The sequence below is a fragment of the Arenimonas oryziterrae DSM 21050 = YC6267 genome (assembly GCF_000420545.1).
In the GTDB taxonomy this organism is placed as follows: Bacteria; Pseudomonadota; Gammaproteobacteria; order Xanthomonadales; family Xanthomonadaceae; genus Arenimonas; species Arenimonas oryziterrae.
Genome location: NZ_ATVD01000003.1, coordinates 84615 through 99024 on the forward strand (window position 1 = coordinate 84615; position 14410 = coordinate 99024).

General features: G+C 66.8%; 12 protein-coding genes. 6 read left to right on the forward strand and 6 right to left on the reverse strand.

Annotated elements, in window-relative coordinates:
* Positions 1-7: 7 nt before the first annotated feature.
* Entirely contained in the window at positions 8-1366 is a 1359-nt protein-coding gene (gene trkA / locus G467_RS0108820; RefSeq protein ID WP_022969373.1) for a Trk system potassium transporter TrkA, read from the reverse strand.
* A gap of 118 nt (positions 1367-1484) precedes the next feature.
* Between trkA and G467_RS17490 the strand changes: the two genes are divergently transcribed.
* The gene (locus G467_RS17490) at positions 1485-2252 is read left to right on the forward strand and encodes a glycosyltransferase family 2 protein (RefSeq protein ID WP_022969374.1); all 768 of its coding nucleotides are present in this window, start codon (positions 1485-1487) and stop codon (positions 2250-2252) included.
* Between the two features lie 9 nt (positions 2253-2261).
* Here the strand turns inward: G467_RS17490 and G467_RS0108830 are convergent, their stop codons facing one another.
* Genes G467_RS0108830 through def form a run of 5 tightly spaced genes read right to left on the reverse strand, consistent with a single transcriptional unit; the run spans position 2262 to position 7729 of the window.
* Positions 2262-3251, reverse strand: coding sequence for a glycosyltransferase (locus G467_RS0108830; protein WP_022969375.1), 990 nt, complete (start codon positions 3249-3251; stop codon positions 2262-2264).
* A gap of 29 nt (positions 3252-3280) precedes the next feature.
* Positions 3281-4960: an ArnT family glycosyltransferase gene (locus G467_RS0108835; protein ID WP_022969376.1), complete on the reverse strand. Its 1680-nt coding sequence runs from the start codon at positions 4958-4960 to the stop codon at positions 3281-3283.
* A gap of 17 nt (positions 4961-4977) precedes the next feature.
* Positions 4978-6291, reverse strand: a complete 1314-nt coding sequence (gene rsmB, locus G467_RS0108840; RefSeq protein ID WP_022969377.1) for a 16S rRNA (cytosine(967)-C(5))-methyltransferase RsmB — start codon at positions 6289-6291, stop codon at positions 4978-4980.
* A complete protein-coding gene (gene fmt, locus G467_RS0108845) occupies positions 6288-7208 on the reverse strand; it encodes a methionyl-tRNA formyltransferase (protein WP_026802515.1) in 921 nt (306 codons plus the stop codon). Before fmt ends, rsmB begins: the two co-directional genes overlap by 4 nt.
* 5 nt (positions 7209-7213) lie before the next feature.
* Positions 7214-7729: a peptide deformylase gene (def, locus tag G467_RS0108850; protein ID WP_022969379.1), complete on the reverse strand. Its 516-nt coding sequence runs from the start codon at positions 7727-7729 to the stop codon at positions 7214-7216.
* Between the two features lie 131 nt (positions 7730-7860).
* Between def and G467_RS0108855 the strand changes: the two genes are divergently transcribed.
* From G467_RS0108855 to G467_RS0108875, 5 genes are all read left to right on the forward strand, one after another.
* Positions 7861-8976 carry a LysM peptidoglycan-binding domain-containing protein gene (locus G467_RS0108855; protein ID WP_022969380.1) on the forward strand — a complete coding sequence of 372 codons (1116 nt, stop codon included), beginning with the start codon at positions 7861-7863 and terminating at the stop codon, positions 8974-8976.
* Between the two features lie 49 nt (positions 8977-9025).
* A complete protein-coding gene (dprA, locus tag G467_RS0108860) occupies positions 9026-10138 on the forward strand; it encodes a DNA-processing protein DprA (RefSeq protein WP_022969381.1) in 1113 nt (370 codons plus the stop codon).
* A 42-nt stretch (positions 10139-10180) separates the two neighbouring features.
* On the forward strand, positions 10181-10654 hold the full coding sequence (locus tag G467_RS0108865; protein WP_022969382.1) for a DUF494 family protein: 474 nt from the start codon (positions 10181-10183) through the stop codon (positions 10652-10654).
* A 68-nt stretch (positions 10655-10722) separates the two neighbouring features.
* The gene (locus G467_RS0108870; protein WP_022969383.1) at positions 10723-11652 is read left to right on the forward strand and encodes an RDD family protein; all 930 of its coding nucleotides are present in this window, start codon (positions 10723-10725) and stop codon (positions 11650-11652) included.
* A gap of 213 nt (positions 11653-11865) precedes the next feature.
* Positions 11866-14370, forward strand: a complete 2505-nt coding sequence (locus G467_RS0108875) for a DNA topoisomerase I (RefSeq protein ID WP_022969384.1) — start codon at positions 11866-11868, stop codon at positions 14368-14370.
* The last annotated feature ends 40 nt before the right edge of the window (positions 14371-14410 follow it).

The window sequence follows — 14410 nt, forward strand, 5'->3', positions numbered from 1 at the left end:
CGATGATTCACAACCAGCCCGCCCCGGCCTGGAACAGCGCATTGACCTGGGGCAGCTGCCGCTTGTCCATGACGAACAGGATCACGTGATCACCCGATTCGATGACGACATCGTGGTGCGCGATCAGCAACTTGTCGCCGCGTACGATGCCGCCGATCGTGGTGGCTTCGGGCAATTCCAGCTCCTCGAGCGAGCGACCGATCACCCGCGAGGTGCGGCGATCGCCGCGCACGACCGCTTCGATCGCCTCGGCGGCACCGCGGCGCAACGAATACACGCGCGCCGGTGCGCCTTCGCGGATGTGCGCGAGCAGGGCGCTGAGCGTGACCTGCTGCGGACTCACGGCGATGTCGATGCTGCCGCCTTCGACGAGCTCGGCGTACGAAGGCCGGTTGATCAGCGCGAGCACGCGCGGGCAGCCCAGGCGCTTGGCGAGCATCGCCGAGAGGATGTTGGCCTCGTCGTCGTTGGTCAGCGCCAGATAGATGTCGGTCTGGTCGATGTTTTCTTCGCGCAGCAGATCCTCGTCCGCGCAGTCGCCGACCAGGACGATCGAGTTCAATAGTTCTTCAGCGATGCTGCGGGCGCGTTCGCGCGAGCGTTCGAGCACCTTGACCTGATATTTCTTTTCCAGCGTGCGCGCCAGCTTGCGGCCGATGTTGCCGCCGCCGGCAATGAGCAGACGGCGCGTCGGCCGGCTGTCGAGTCGCCGCAGTTCGCTCATGACCGTGGTGATGTTGCGGGCATCGGCGAGGAAGAACACCTCGTCCTCGGCCTGGATAACCGTACTGCCCTCGGGCTTCACCGGTCGGCCGTTGCGGAAAATCGCTGCCACGCGCGCGTCCACGTGCGCCGGCAGATGCTGGCGCAGCTCCCGGATCTCGTGGCCGACGAGCGCGCCGCCGCGCACGGCGCGCACCGCGACCAGCTGCGCGCGGCCATCGGCGAAGTCGAGCACCTGCAGCGCGCCGGGATATTCGATGAGCCGCTCGACATGGCGACACACCAGTTGTTCGGGGCTAATCGCGACATTCACCGCGCTCGCGACCTTGAGGTATTCCGATTCGCGCAGCCGCGCGACGCGCGTGGCGGTGCGGAACTGCTGCTCGGCGACCTGGCAGGCGACCAGGTTGACCTCATCGCTGGACGTCACCGCGACCAGCAGGCCCGCTTCTTCGGCGCCAGCCTGCGCGAGCACGCTGGGCAGGGATGCGTGTCCGACGACCGTACGGATGTCGAGCTTCTCGGCGAGATCGCGCAGACGCTGGGTATCGGTATCGACGACGGTGATGTCGTTGTTTTCCGTCGCCAGGGCCGCGGCGACGGACGAACCGACCTGACCGGCCCCGAGTATGAGAATTTTCATGGTCCCCCTAGCGGGCGTCGGGCCTTGGCACGCTCGCCATCATAGCCCAGCCCCTCGCGGGAAGACCCCGTCGCGAGGGTACAATTGCCGCCCCGCCCCCACCTGCAAGTGCCGAAAGATGGCCCTCCCGCTCCCCTTGTCCGGCGTCGTGATCACCAAGAACGAAGCCGACCGCATCGGGCGCTGCGTTTCTTCGTTGACCGGGATCTGCGCGGAAGTGCTCGTGCTCGATTCCGGATCGACCGACGACACCGTTGCGCTGGCGCGCGCCGCCGGCGCCCGCGTCGAGCACCAGGACTGGCTGGGCTTTTCCGCGCAGAAGAATGCCGCGATCGCCCTGGCGTCGCAGCGCTGGGTGCTGCTGCTCGATGCCGACGAATGGCTGGCCGAGGGCGCCGAGACGAAACTGCGCGCGCTGTTCGCCGACCAGCGCGTGGAGCGCGCCGAGATCTGGCGCCTGCAGCGGCGCACGCATTTCCTGGGCAAGGCGCTGAATTTCGGCGGCTGGGGCCGCGAGGCGGTCGAACGCCTGTTCTGGCAGCCGGTGCGCTACTGGCCGGCGCGCGTGCACGAAAAACTCGACTCCGAAGGCCTGCGCTGCAAGTCGCTGGCGGTGCGCATCGAACACGACACCGCGCGCTCGGCCGACGAATACCGGCGCAAGCTCGACCGCTACGCCGAATTGTTTGCCGAAGAACGCCACGCGGCCGGCCGCCGTGCCGGCAAACTGTCGCCGTACACGCACTGGCTGTTCTATGTGCTGAAGAATTTCATCGTGCGCGGCGGCTTTCTCGACGGCCCGCGCGGCTGGCAGTACCACTACCTGCACGCGCGTTACGTGTTCCGCAAATACGCGCTGCTGCGCGCGCTCAAGAAACCGCGCTGACCGATTGCGTCAGCACATCTGGTTGAGCGCGGCGGCGACGCGCTGCGGGAAGGCGCGATCGTTGTCCTCGAACCAGCGGCGCGCGGCCGCTCCCATCGTCTCGACCTGCGCCTCGTCGAGCGCCAGCGCGCGTTCGACCGCATCGACGATGCCGGCCTCGGACACGAAATACGTCGTCGCCAGATGTTGGGTACCGGTGCGGTCGTAGGCGATCGTGATGCCGCGGTCGGCCGTGATCATCTCGTTCATCGGCGGCGCATCGGTCGCCAGCACGACGGCGCCCACGCCCATCGCTTCGACGAGGTAGTGGCCGAAGCCCTCGGTCTCCGAGGAGCAGACATGGAAGCGGTGCGCGTTCTGGATGCGCCGCAGCTCGGCATCGTCGATGTAGTCGACGCGATGCACGATGTTCGCGGTGGCCGCGCCGGGTTTGGCCGTGTGCGGGCTTTGCAGCACGGTCAGCGTCGGCCATTCCGGATGCTTGCGCCAGACCGCGAGCAGCTGCTCGGTGCCCTTGTTCTGGCTGCGACCGGCGAGATGGAAAAACGCCCGTTCGCGCGGCACCGAGGCATCGAGCCGGTCCTCGCTGGTGAAACCGATGAAGGCCGTGCGCGAGCCGCGACCGGCGAAGATCGGTTCGGCGTGATGGGTCATGCACAAGGTGCCGTCGGTTTTTTCGAGCAGGGCCACGTCGATCGGCAGGCACCATTCCGGATGCGGTGCGAACAGGTTCACGCGGGCGAAGCCCAGGTAATCGGCGCGCACGTGCTCGATCATGATATTGGCGTCGAAACGGCCGAGCTTGTCGCTGCCGCTCAGGCGCATCCACAGCTGGCGCAGGTGCATCGCCAGGGGTCGGAACCATTTGCGCAGCTTGCCGCGCCGGATCGAACTGACGGTGACGTGGAACCCGCCGGTGCGCAGGGCATCGCTCAGCAGACGGATATGGCGGGTCAAGCCGAAGCCATTGTCCCAGGCGATGATGTTGATTCGCTTCATTTGGCGTGCGGCCCCGGTGATTGCAGCAGTCATTTTATCGGTGTCGCAGGCGGCTGACAGCCGGTCGGAAGCACATCCGCCGACAGCATGAGCCACTGGCGGCGGTTCGCGACGGCCACCGGTCGCGCCAAACTACCATCCAGGCAAGGCAGCGCCGGCGATTGCTGGACCAGCAAGCGGCGCTGCGCGGGATCGGCCTGCAGCCAGGCAATGCCACGAGCAAGCTGGTCGGGTTCGCTGCGACTGAAGCCGAATTCCTCGACCGGGCCGATCGCCTGCAGCAGGTTCTGCTCCTTCCAGGCGACCAGACCGACCACGCGATCCGGACCGGCAATCGCCCGCGCCTGACGCATGAGCTCGCGCGAGGAACTGCTGGCATCGAGCACCGGATGCGCGACCAGGCCGTAGCCGGTCCAGACCGCGATCAGCAGCAGGGCCGTGGCCTGGAGCGCGCCGGCCGTGCGCCAAAACGCGACAGCGGCCAATCCCACCACGCCGACGGCGGCGAGCATGCGCCACAGCCACACGACCTCTGCCCCCAGGCCGCGCTCGGCAATCAGGGTCGTCGCGAATTTCGGCTGTCCGAACCAGGCCGACGCACCGATACCGAGCAAGAGCACGGACAGCAAGGCGGCGAACGCGAGCAGCACGCGGCGGAATCCGACACGCGTGCTCACCTCGGTGAGCCACGGCGCCGCGGCGAGCGTAAACGCCGGCAAGGCCGGCAGGATGTACATGTCGCGCTTGCCCGGACTGAGGCTGAAAAAAACCACGACGAGCAGCGCCCAGGACAGCGGCAGCCAAACGCGCGCATCGCGTTCGCGCCAGGCCGCGCGCCAATGACGCGCCAACCACGGAAACGCGAGCGAGAACGGCAGCCAGAACAGCGCGATGATCTCGAGGAAATACCAGACCGGCTGCCGGTGGTGCCAGGCCTCGGCGTAGCGCGTCGCGGTCTGCTTGAACAGGATGTTCTGCAGGTAGGCGGCATGCTCGGGATCGCCGCCGCGCGTGGCTAGGATCAGCATCGGCGCGAACCACAGGGCGATCGCCGCGAAGAACGCCAGCGCGCCGACGCTCCAGCGCCAGGCACTGCCCGTGCCCGGATCGGCCAACCCCGACCAGCGCCGCCAACGCATCGCCGCAAAAGGCAGCAGGATCAGCAGAGGCAGGAAACCCACGCCCTTCGCGATCACGCCCAGACCGGCGGCGAAACAGCCCAGCCAGAACGCGCGCCAGTTCGGGCCGAGCAGCAGATGCCGGCACAGCCCGTACAGCGCGAGCGTCGTGAACATCACCAGGGTCGGATCGATCTGCGCGCGTTTGAACTGATAGACGAACTGCAGCGTGCACAACACCGCTGCGGCCGCCCACAACCCAGCGCGATGACCGTGCAGACGACGACCGAGATCAAACGTCAGCCACAGACTGACCAGACCGGCCACCAGCGAGGGCAACAGGAAGCTCCAGCGCCAGCTGCCGACGACAGACTGGCTTGCGGCCAGCAACCAGAAATACAGCGGCGGCTTGTCCGGATACAACTCGTGACCGCGATGCGGGAACAGCCAGTCGCCGCTTTCCAGCATCTGTTTGGCGACGAGCACGAAGCGCGGTTCGTCGGCGGGCCAGGCATCGCGCAGGCCGATGCCGACCGCGAGCACCCATACGGCGATCAGGAAAAAATAGAGACTCTGCCGACGCTCGCTCATGTGCGGAACCTTAGCACTCAGACCGGTTTCGCCAGCAGGGCATAGAAGAATCCATCCATGCCGTCTTCACCGGGCAGGCGCTGCCGGCCGGCACCGCTCTCGCGGCCGAAACGCGCGTCCAGCGGCAGCGCGCGCGCATCGGCATGGCGACGCAGGAACGCCGCGATCTGCCCCGCGTTCTCCTCGCGCAATACCGAGCACGTGGAATAGAGCAGGCGGCCGCCAGGTTTGAGCACGGCCCACAAGCCCTCGAGCAGGCGCGCCTGCAAGGCCACGAGCGCGGGAATGTCGTCTTCGCGGCGATGCCATTTGACGTCCGGCTGCCGGCGGATGATGCCGGTTGCCGAACAGGGCGCGTCGAGCAGCACCGCATCGAACGGCACACCGTCCCACCACGGCGACGGATCGCTGGCGTCGGCGACCTTCAGCGCGATGTTCGCCGCTTCCAGCTGCAGACGGCGCAAGGTCGCGCGCACCTTGCGCAGGCGACGCTCGTCGATGTCGAGGGCGAGCAAGTGGCCGCGTTCGCCGATCGTCTCGATGATCTGCGCGCTCTTGCCGCCGGGCGCGGCGCAGGCGTCGAGCACGCGTTCGCCCGTCTGCGGCGCCAGGGCCTCGACCGCCAGTTGCGCGGCGCCGTCTTGCACGGCGACCGAGCCGTCGCGCCAGCCGGGCAAAGCTTCCGGCGAAAGATGCGCATCGATGCGCAGCGCCTGCGCAGGAAACGCCGGCTGGCTGACGCAGCCGTCGGGATCGGGCAGCAATTTGTAATAGGCCTCGCGCGACACCACGCGCGGATTCACCCGCAGCCACAACGGCGCGGGTTGGTTGTTGGCGGCAAGCACGCGCTCAGCGTCTTCGGGCCAGTCGCGCATCAACGCGGCGACCAGCCAGTCGGGATGCGAACTGCGTTCGGCCAGATCGGCGCTGACCGGCAAGGCTTCGCGCGTCGCGCGTCGCAGCAGGGCATTCACCAGACCGACCAGGGCCGTGCGACCGAGCACGCGCGTGGCTTCGGCGGTCGCGGCAACGGCGGCGTGCGCGGACAGTTTCAATTCGTCGATCTGCGCCAGGCCGACCAGCAACAGGCAATGCACGGAGAATTCGCGGCGCGGCAACGGCCGTTGCAGCCACTGCGACATCGCGTATTCGTAGCGACGACGATGGCGCACGGCAGCAAAACAGATCGCTTCGAACAAGGCGCGATCGCGCACGTCGGCGATCTGCGGCAGGGCATTGGCGAGTTCGGCTTTTAGCGACCGGCCTTCGCCGAGCACGGACACCAGGCTGCGCGCCGCCTGTGCGCGCAGGGCCGCGCCGGGCGCGCTCACGTCGACCTCAGGTGCGACCGCGCGTTGAGATAGTCGGTGGCGGTGACCGGCCGGCCGCCTTCGCGCTGCAGGCTGATCAGGCGCAGCGCGCCCTCGCCGCAGGCGATGTCCAGACCCGAGCGCGTCGCGGCAAGCACCGTGCCCGGCGCGACATGATGATTGAGCGGCAAGGCCTGCGCGGCATGCAGACGCAAACGTTCGCCGGACACTTCCGCCTCGCAGATCGGCCAGGGATGAAAGGCGCGGATCTTGGCGGCCAGCACGGTGGCCGGCTGCGACCAGTCGAGCCGCGCCTCGGCCTTGTCGAGCTTGTGCGCATAGGTCACGCCCTCGGCCGACTGGATCTGCGGCACCGGTCGGATGCCCAACTGCAGCAGCTTCAAGCCGTCTTCGACCACTTCCGCGCCGAGCGCGGACAGGCGGTCGTGCAGGCTGCCGCCGGTGTCGTCGGGATGGATCGGCGTTTCCAGACTCAGCAGGACCGGCCCCGTGTCTAGGCCCTTTTCCATCTGCATCAGGCACACGCCGCTGCGCGTGTCGCCGGCCTCGATCGCGCGCTGGATCGGCGCGGCGCCGCGCCAGCGCGGCAGCAGCGAGGCATGCACGTTCCAGCAGCCGTACCGGGGAATATCGAGCACCGACTGCGGCAGGATCAGGCCGTAGGCGACGACGATCATCAGGTCGGGCTGGAACTCGCGCAGCGCATCCTTGGCATACGAGGACTTGAAGTTTTCCGGCTGCATGACGGTCAGCCCGCGCGCCAAGGCCTCGGCTTTCACCGGCGAGACGCTCAGCTGGCGGCCGCGACCGGCGGGCCGGTCGGGCTGGCTGTACACGGCGACCACATCGGCGCTGCGCGCGGCGGCGCGCAAGCAGGGAACGGCGAACTCCGGCGTGCCGGCGAAAACGACCCGCAGGGCCATCAGGCCGCGTCTTCGGCGGCAGCGCGGCGCTGCTTGGCGAGCTTCTTCTTGACCAGCTCTTTCTTCAGCGGCGACAGGTAATCCACGAACACCTTGCCGGCGAGATGGTCCATCTCGTGCTGGATGCAAACCGCGAGCAGGCCGTCGGTGGTGATCTCGAAGGGCTTGCCATCGCGGTCCAGAGCGCGCACGGTGATCTGGTTGAAGCGGCTGACGTCGGCAAAGATGCCGGGGACCGAGAGGCAGCCTTCCTGATAGGTCTGGCTGCCTTCGGAGGCAAGGATCTCGGGATTGATGAAGACCATTGGCCGGCTCTTGTCCTCGGATACGTCCAGAACCAGCAGGCGCCGGTGGACGTCGACCTGGGTGGCCGCGAGGCCGATGCCGGGGGCGTCGTACATGGTTTCGAACATGTCGTCGATCAGGCCGCGCAGGGCGTCGTCGACTTGTTCGACGGGCTTTGCGACAGTGCGCAGACGGGGGTCGGGAAACTCGATGATGGGTAGCTTGGCCATGGGGTTCTTAGGGGGCCGTAAACCGGGACAGTGGGGTCGGGGAGTCATTGTAGCTCCCCCGCTTGCAATCTGCTCCCGGATTTGGGCTATAGTTCAGCTCGATTGTCTTGGGGATCAGGTGGATAGCCGCCATGCTTAAACGGCTTCTTGCAGTTTTCACTGCCATGCTGCTCACGCTCGCCACCTTCGCCTTCGCGGCGGAGCTGCGCGGGGACCATCCCTCGACCTATACGGTCCGCAAGGGGGATACCCTGTGGGAGATCTCAGCCCGCTTCCTAAAGAAGCCGTGGCTGTGGCCAGAAATCTGGCAGGCCAACCCACAGGTCAAAAACCCGCATCTGATCTACCCGGGCGATGTTCTAAGCCTGGTGTACATCGATGGCCGCGCCCAGATTTCGGGACCGCAGGTCCATAGCGGCGATCCGATCGAGACGATTCCGCTCTCGCGCATCGAGCCTTTCCTCAAGCAGCTCACCATCGTCAACGACGTCAAGTCGTTGCCCTACGTGATCGGTCTTGAAGAACAGCGCCTGCTCAACAGCTCCGGACAGGTGGTCTATGTCCGCGGCCTGAGCAATGCCACGCCGGGCCAGCAGGTCCAGCTGATGCGGCCGATCAACAGCTACTACCGCGGCGCTCGCTACACCCATCGCAATGCGCTGGACTTCCGTGGCGATGAGTTCCATCGCGACTGGGCCACGTACTGGAGCGATGTCGGTGGCGGCGAAAGCAGTGGCCGCGGTTATGCGGGCACCGAGCTGATGCTGCACTCCACCGGCGAAGTCACCCAGGTTCAGGGCGAAGTCGCGGTCGTGCTGCTGCGTCAGGAAGTGCGCGATGTCCGCGTCGGCGACCGTGTGCTGCCGCTCGATACCGCGCCCTACGACGCCCAGTTCATGCCCACGGCGCCCACGAGCGTGGCCGGCGATGCGCATATCCTGGCGGTGTCCGACGGCGTCATCGAGACCGGTCCGTACAACGTCGTGGCCCTGTCGGTCGGTGCCAGCGACAACGTGCGCAACGGCATGACCTTCTCGGTCTGGCATCAGGGCGAGATGACCCCGGACGTGGTCCGTCATCGCAACCTGCTCGCCGCGAAGGGCGACAAGGTCGATATCCCGGACGAGTTCAACGGTCACGTGATGGTGTTCCGCACCTTCGACAAGGTCAGCTACGGCCTGGTCATGGATGGCATCCGCCCGATCAAGATCGGCGACGTGCTCAAACATCCCGACGCCACTCAGTAAGCTTTTCCTACATCGCGGCGCCTTCGGGCGCCGCGATGCTGTCGGGCCCATGAAAGACGCCCGCGCCCTCCTGATCCTCCTGCGCGCCTGCGGCAATGCCGCGGTCCTGCGCCGTCTGCTCGATCGCTTCGGCCAGGCCGACGCGGCGCTGGGCGCCGGTCCGGCGGCCTGGCAGGACGCCGGCATCGCGCCGGACCGGCATACCGCCCTGGAGCGACCCGATCCCGCGCAGCTCGATGCCGACCTGACCTGGCTGGCCACTCCCGACCACCACCTGATCGGCTGGCATGACGCCGACTATCCCGCCCTGCTCCGACGCACGGCCGAGCCCCCGGCCGCCCTGTTCGTGGCCGGCGACCGCGACCTGCTGTGGCATGCGCAGATCGCCATCGTCGGCAGCCGCAAGCCCAGCGCCGGCGGGCGCGACCACGCCGGCCAGTTCGCCCGCCGGTTCGCGGCGGCCGGACTCACGGTCACCAGCGGCCTGGCCGAGGGTATCGACACCGCCGCCCATCGCGGCGCCCTGACGATCGGGCGCACGCTCGCGGTCATCGGCACCGGCACCGACGTGGTCTACCCGGCCGGCAATCGCGAGCTCATGGCGCGCATCCGCGCCGAGGGCGCGATCGTCAGCGAATACGCACCGGGCACCCCGCCCCGGCAGCTGCATTTCCCGCAACGCAATCGCCTCATCGCCGGGCTGAGCTTGGGCACCCTGGTCGTGGAAGCCGCGCTGCGCTCGGGCGCTTTGATCACGGCCCGCCTGGCCGCCGATGCCGGGCGCGAGGTTTTCGCCTTGCCCGGCTCGATCGACAACCCCATGGCGCGCGGCTGCCATCGGCTGCTGCGGCAGGGCGTCGCCCTGGTCGAGTCCCCGGACGAGGTCATCGACGCCCTGCGACCCCTGGCCGCACAGCTCGCCGAGGACCTGCGCGGCCGCCTGGACAGCGGCGGCCAAGGCGGGGCCGGCTCTCCCCTGCCCACCCCCGATTCGCAGGACACTGCCGCCCTCTGGCGCGCACTGGGTCACGATCCGGCCACGCCCGATCAGCTCGCCGAGCGCACGGGATTGACGGTCGCGACCCTGTCGGCCATGCTGCTGACCATGGAGCTGGACGGACGCATAAGCGCCGAATACGGACGCTACGCCCGCCGCCCATAGACCTACCTCGGCGCGCCGACGATCGGCGCAGGCGACAGGGTGATGAAAGAAACCATACTCGACGTCCTTCTCTACCTCTTCGAACACTATTTCTACGACGACCCCGACGCCGTCCGTGACCGCGACTCCCTCCAGAAAGGCCTGATCCAGGCCGGCTTCAGCCCCGCGGAAATCAACAAAGCCTTCGATTGGCTCGACGAACTCGCCGACCAGCGCCCTTCGTCGGCCGATCCGCGCGTGGGTGGCCCGGTCCGCATCTTCGTGGAGGCCGAACTCGATCGCCTGGATCGCGACTGCCGCGGCTTCCTGATGTTCCTCGAACAGCACGGCGTGCTCGATGCCGACCAGCGCGAACTCGTGCTCGATCGCGCGATGGCGCTGGACCAGGAAGAGATCGACGTCGACGACCTCAAATGGGTCGTGCTCATGGTGCTGTTCAACCAGCCGGGCGCCGAGGCGGCCTTCGCCTGGATGGAAAACCAGATCTTCGGCGACGAGCCCGAACCGATACACTGAACGCCGACAATGGCAACATGACAACCCGCCGTCGAGGCGGGTTTCTCACGCGTGGGGACGCGAAAACAATGAGCGCAAGTCTTTGGTACTACGTTGATCGCCATCAGCAGCGGCAGGGGCCGGTCGAAGCGGAACTGATCCGCGAGGCCTATCGCAGCGGCCAGATCAACGGCGATTCGCTGGTCTGGCGCGAAGGCATGGGCCAATGGCAGCCCTTGCGGCAGTTCGAACTGGAATTCGACCTCGAGGACGAACCGGCCTCGCTGGCGATGCCGGCCGCCGCGCCGGCCTACGAAACCACCGCGTACGCCGCACACGTGTCGACGCCGACGTCGGTCGGTTCGCCATACGCGCCGCCGAGCGCGAACCTCATCGATCACGCCGTGCATCGGGACGGCCACGTGGTCTACGCCGGCTTCTGGCGGCGTTATGCCGCGTCGGTCATCGATGGCCTGATCTTCGCGCTGGTGTTCGGCCTGATCTTCGGCGCGCTCATCGCGATCGGCGGCGCCAGTCTCGGCGCGCTGGAGAATCCCGACTCGATGGCCGGCGGATTCGCCGTCACCTTCATCTTGATGGTTTACGTGGTGCCGATCTTCCTGCAGGCGGGCTACTACACCTGGATGCATGCCTCGCCCAGCCAAGCCACCTGGGGCAAGCGGGCGGTCGGCATCAAGGTCGTCAGCCAGGGCGAACGCATTTCGACCGCACGCAGCCTGGGACGCTGGGCTGCCTACTTCTTCCTGCACCTGTTCACCTGCGGCGTCTCCACCCTGGTCTCGGCCTTCATGGCCGGCCTGTCGGAGCGCAAACAGGGCCTGCACGACATGATGGTCGACACCCTGGTCGTGGATCGCTGGGCCTTCACCGAGTTTCCCGAGCGCCAGCGCGACGAGCTCGGCGGCGTGACGATCGCGATGATCGTGCTGTCGGTCCTGCTGTTCCTGGGCTACTTCGTGGTCCTGATCGGCGTCGCCATGATGGCGCCCTCGCACTGACGGCGACGCCGTCTCCGGCCGCCCCGGCGGTCGGAGATGGCGGCAAAACCCCGTCGGGAAAAGGCGGTCGGCGGCGCCGGCCGCGCTCGCCTTGCTTGACAGCTCAAGGCTTTCAGGTGCCTTAATAAAAAAGGATGGCCCGCTTAAACGCGGGCCTCGCCTTCTGGGCCGGCCGCGTTTGGCGGGCCCCTCACCGCACTTGCGGAGCTGTAAATGGCCAAGAACCTCCTCATCGTCGAATCGCCCGCCAAGGCCAAGACGATCAATAAGTACCTCGGCAAGGACTTCATGGTCCTGGCCTCGTACGGCCATGTCCGCGACCTGGTGCCCAAGGAAGGCGCCGTCGACCCCGACAAGAACTTCGCGATGCGCTACGAGCTCATCGAGAAGAACGAGAAGCACGTCGAAGCTTTGTCCAAGGCCGCCAAGGCCGCCGATACCATCTATCTGGCGACTGACCCGGATCGCGAGGGTGAGGCCATCAGCTGGCACATCGCCGAGATCCTGAAAGAGCGCAACCTGCTCAAGGACAAGGCGCTGCACCGCGTCGTGTTCACCGAAATCACGCCCAAGGCCATCCGCGAGGCGGTCGACCATCCGCGCAAGATCGCCGGCCCGCTGGTCGACGCCCAGCAGGCGCGCCGCGCGCTGGACTACCTGGTCGGCTTCAATCTGTCGCCCGTGCTGTGGAAAAAAGTGCAGCGCGGACTGTCCGCCGGCCGCGTGCAATCGCCGGCGCTGCGCATGATCTGCGAGCGCGAGGAAGAGATCGAAGCCTTCGTGCCGCGCGAATACTGGTCAATGGAGGCGGAGGTCAACCATCCTCAGCAGGCCTTCACCGCGCGTCTGGTCAAGCTCGACGGCCAGAAGTTCGAACAGTTCACCGTCACCGATGGCAAGACCGCCGAAGCCGCGCGCCAGCGCGTGATCCAGGCTGCCGGCGACGCGCTGCATGTCACCGACGTGACCAGCAAGGAACGCAAGCGCCGCCCGGCCGCGCCCTTCATCACCTCGACCCTGCAGCAGGAAGCCGCGCGCAAGCTCGGCTTCACCACCAGCCGCACGATGCGCGTCGCGCAGAAGTTGTACGAAGGCGTACCGATCGGCGAAGAAGGCACCGTCGGCCTGATCAGCTACATGCGTACCGATTCCACGCATCTGTCCGAGGACGCGCTGGCCGAAATCCGCGACGTCATCGCGCGCGATTTCGGTACCCAGGCCGTGCCCGACAAGCCCAACGTCTACAAGACCAAGTCCAAGAACGCGCAGGAAGCCCACGAGGCGATCCGCCCGACCTCGGCCTTGCGCACGCCGGCCAGCGTCGGCAAGTTCCTCGGCGACGACGAGCGCCGCCTGTACGAGTTGGTGTGGAAACGCGCGGTCGCGTCGCAGATGGTGCCGGCCACACTCAACACCGTGTCGGTCGAACTCGCCGCCGGCAACCAGCATTCGTTCCGCGCCAGCGGCACCACGGTCGTCGACCCGGGCTTCCTGGCCGTGTACGAGGAAGGCAAGGACACCAAGGCCGCCGAGGACGACGACGAGGGCCGCAAGCTGCCGCCGATGAAACTCGGCCAGAACGTGCCGCTCGGTTCGATCCACACCGACCAGCATTTCACCGAGCCGCCGCCGCGTTTCTCGGAAGCGTCGCTGGTGAAGACGCTCGAGGAGTACGGCATCGGCCGCCCCTCGACCTACGCCAGCATCATTCAGGTGTTGCTGTATCGCGAATACGTGATGCTCGATGCCAAGCGTTTCCGTCCCACCGACGTCGGCCGCGCGGTCAGCAAGTTCCTGACCGGGCATTTCATGCAGTACGTCGACTACGACTTCACCGCCAAGCTCGAAGACGAGCTCGATGAAGTCTCGCGCGGCGAGAAGGACTGGATTCCGCTGCTGGAGCGCTTCTGGAAGCCGTTCAAGAAAACCATCGACGAAAAGACCGAGTCGGTCGATCGCGGCGAAGCCACCGGCGCGCGCCTGCTCGGCACCGATCCCAAGTCGGGCAAGCCGGTGAATGTGCGTCTGGGTCGCTACGGGCCGTTCGCGCAGATCGGCACCGCCGAAGACGAAGAGAAACCGACGTTCGCCTCGCTGCGGCCCGGCCAGAGCATGCACACGATCTCGCTCGAGGACGCGCTGCAATTGTTCGGCCTGCCGCGCAAGCTCGGTCTGGACGACGGCAAGGAAGTCAGCGTCGCCGTCGGCCGCTTCGGTCCGTTCGCCAAACGCGGCGACACCTATGCCTCGCTGCCGAAAGAAGACGATCCGTACACGGTCACCTTCGAGCGCGCGGTCGAACTGATCCGCGCCAAGGAAGAGATGGTCGCGAACCGGCTCATCAAGGCCTTCCCCGGCACCGACATCCAGATTCTCAACGGCCGCTTCGGTCCGTACATCAGCGATGGCGAGAAGAACGGCAAGATTCCCAAGGACCGCGAGCCCGCCTCGTTGACCCAGGAAGAATGCGTCGCGCTGCTCGCCGTCGGCAAACCCGTGCGCAAGGGCGGCCGCTTCGGCAAGAAGGTCGCGGCGAAAAAAGCGCCGGCCAAGAAGGCCGCGAAAAAAGCCGTCGACGGCGAAGCCGCCGTCAAGAAAGCGCCGGTGAAAAAAGCCGCCGCGAAAAAAACGGCGAAAAAAGCCACCAAGAAAGCCACGAAGAAAACCGCCGCCAAGAAAGCGCCGGCGAAAAAGGCCGCGAAGAAAGTCGTCGCCTGATCCCTCGGGCAGGAGCGACCCTGGTCGCTCCTGCCTCGCC

Coding starts and splice junctions, on each gene's coding strand:
- G467_RS0108875 (WP_022969384.1), top strand. CDS start 11,866: ATGGCCAAGAACCTCCTCATCGTCGAATCGCCCGCCAAGGCCAAGACG.
- G467_RS0108855 (WP_022969380.1), top strand. CDS start 7,861: ATGCTTAAACGGCTTCTTGCAGTTTTCACTGCCATGCTGCTCACGCTC.
- G467_RS0108865 (WP_022969382.1), top strand. CDS start 10,181: ATGAAAGAAACCATACTCGACGTCCTTCTCTACCTCTTCGAACACTAT.
- def (WP_022969379.1), bottom strand. CDS start 7,729: ATGGCCAAGCTACCCATCATCGAGTTTCCCGACCCCCGTCTGCGCACT.
- trkA (WP_022969373.1), bottom strand. CDS start 1,366: ATGAAAATTCTCATACTCGGGGCCGGTCAGGTCGGTTCGTCCGTCGCC.
- G467_RS0108830 (WP_022969375.1), bottom strand. CDS start 3,251: ATGAAGCGAATCAACATCATCGCCTGGGACAATGGCTTCGGCTTGACC.
- G467_RS0108870 (WP_022969383.1), top strand. CDS start 10,723: ATGAGCGCAAGTCTTTGGTACTACGTTGATCGCCATCAGCAGCGGCAG.
- G467_RS17490 (WP_022969374.1), top strand. CDS start 1,485: ATGGCCCTCCCGCTCCCCTTGTCCGGCGTCGTGATCACCAAGAACGAA.
- G467_RS0108835 (WP_022969376.1), bottom strand. CDS start 4,960: ATGAGCGAGCGTCGGCAGAGTCTCTATTTTTTCCTGATCGCCGTATGG.
- dprA (WP_022969381.1), top strand. CDS start 9,026: ATGAAAGACGCCCGCGCCCTCCTGATCCTCCTGCGCGCCTGCGGCAAT.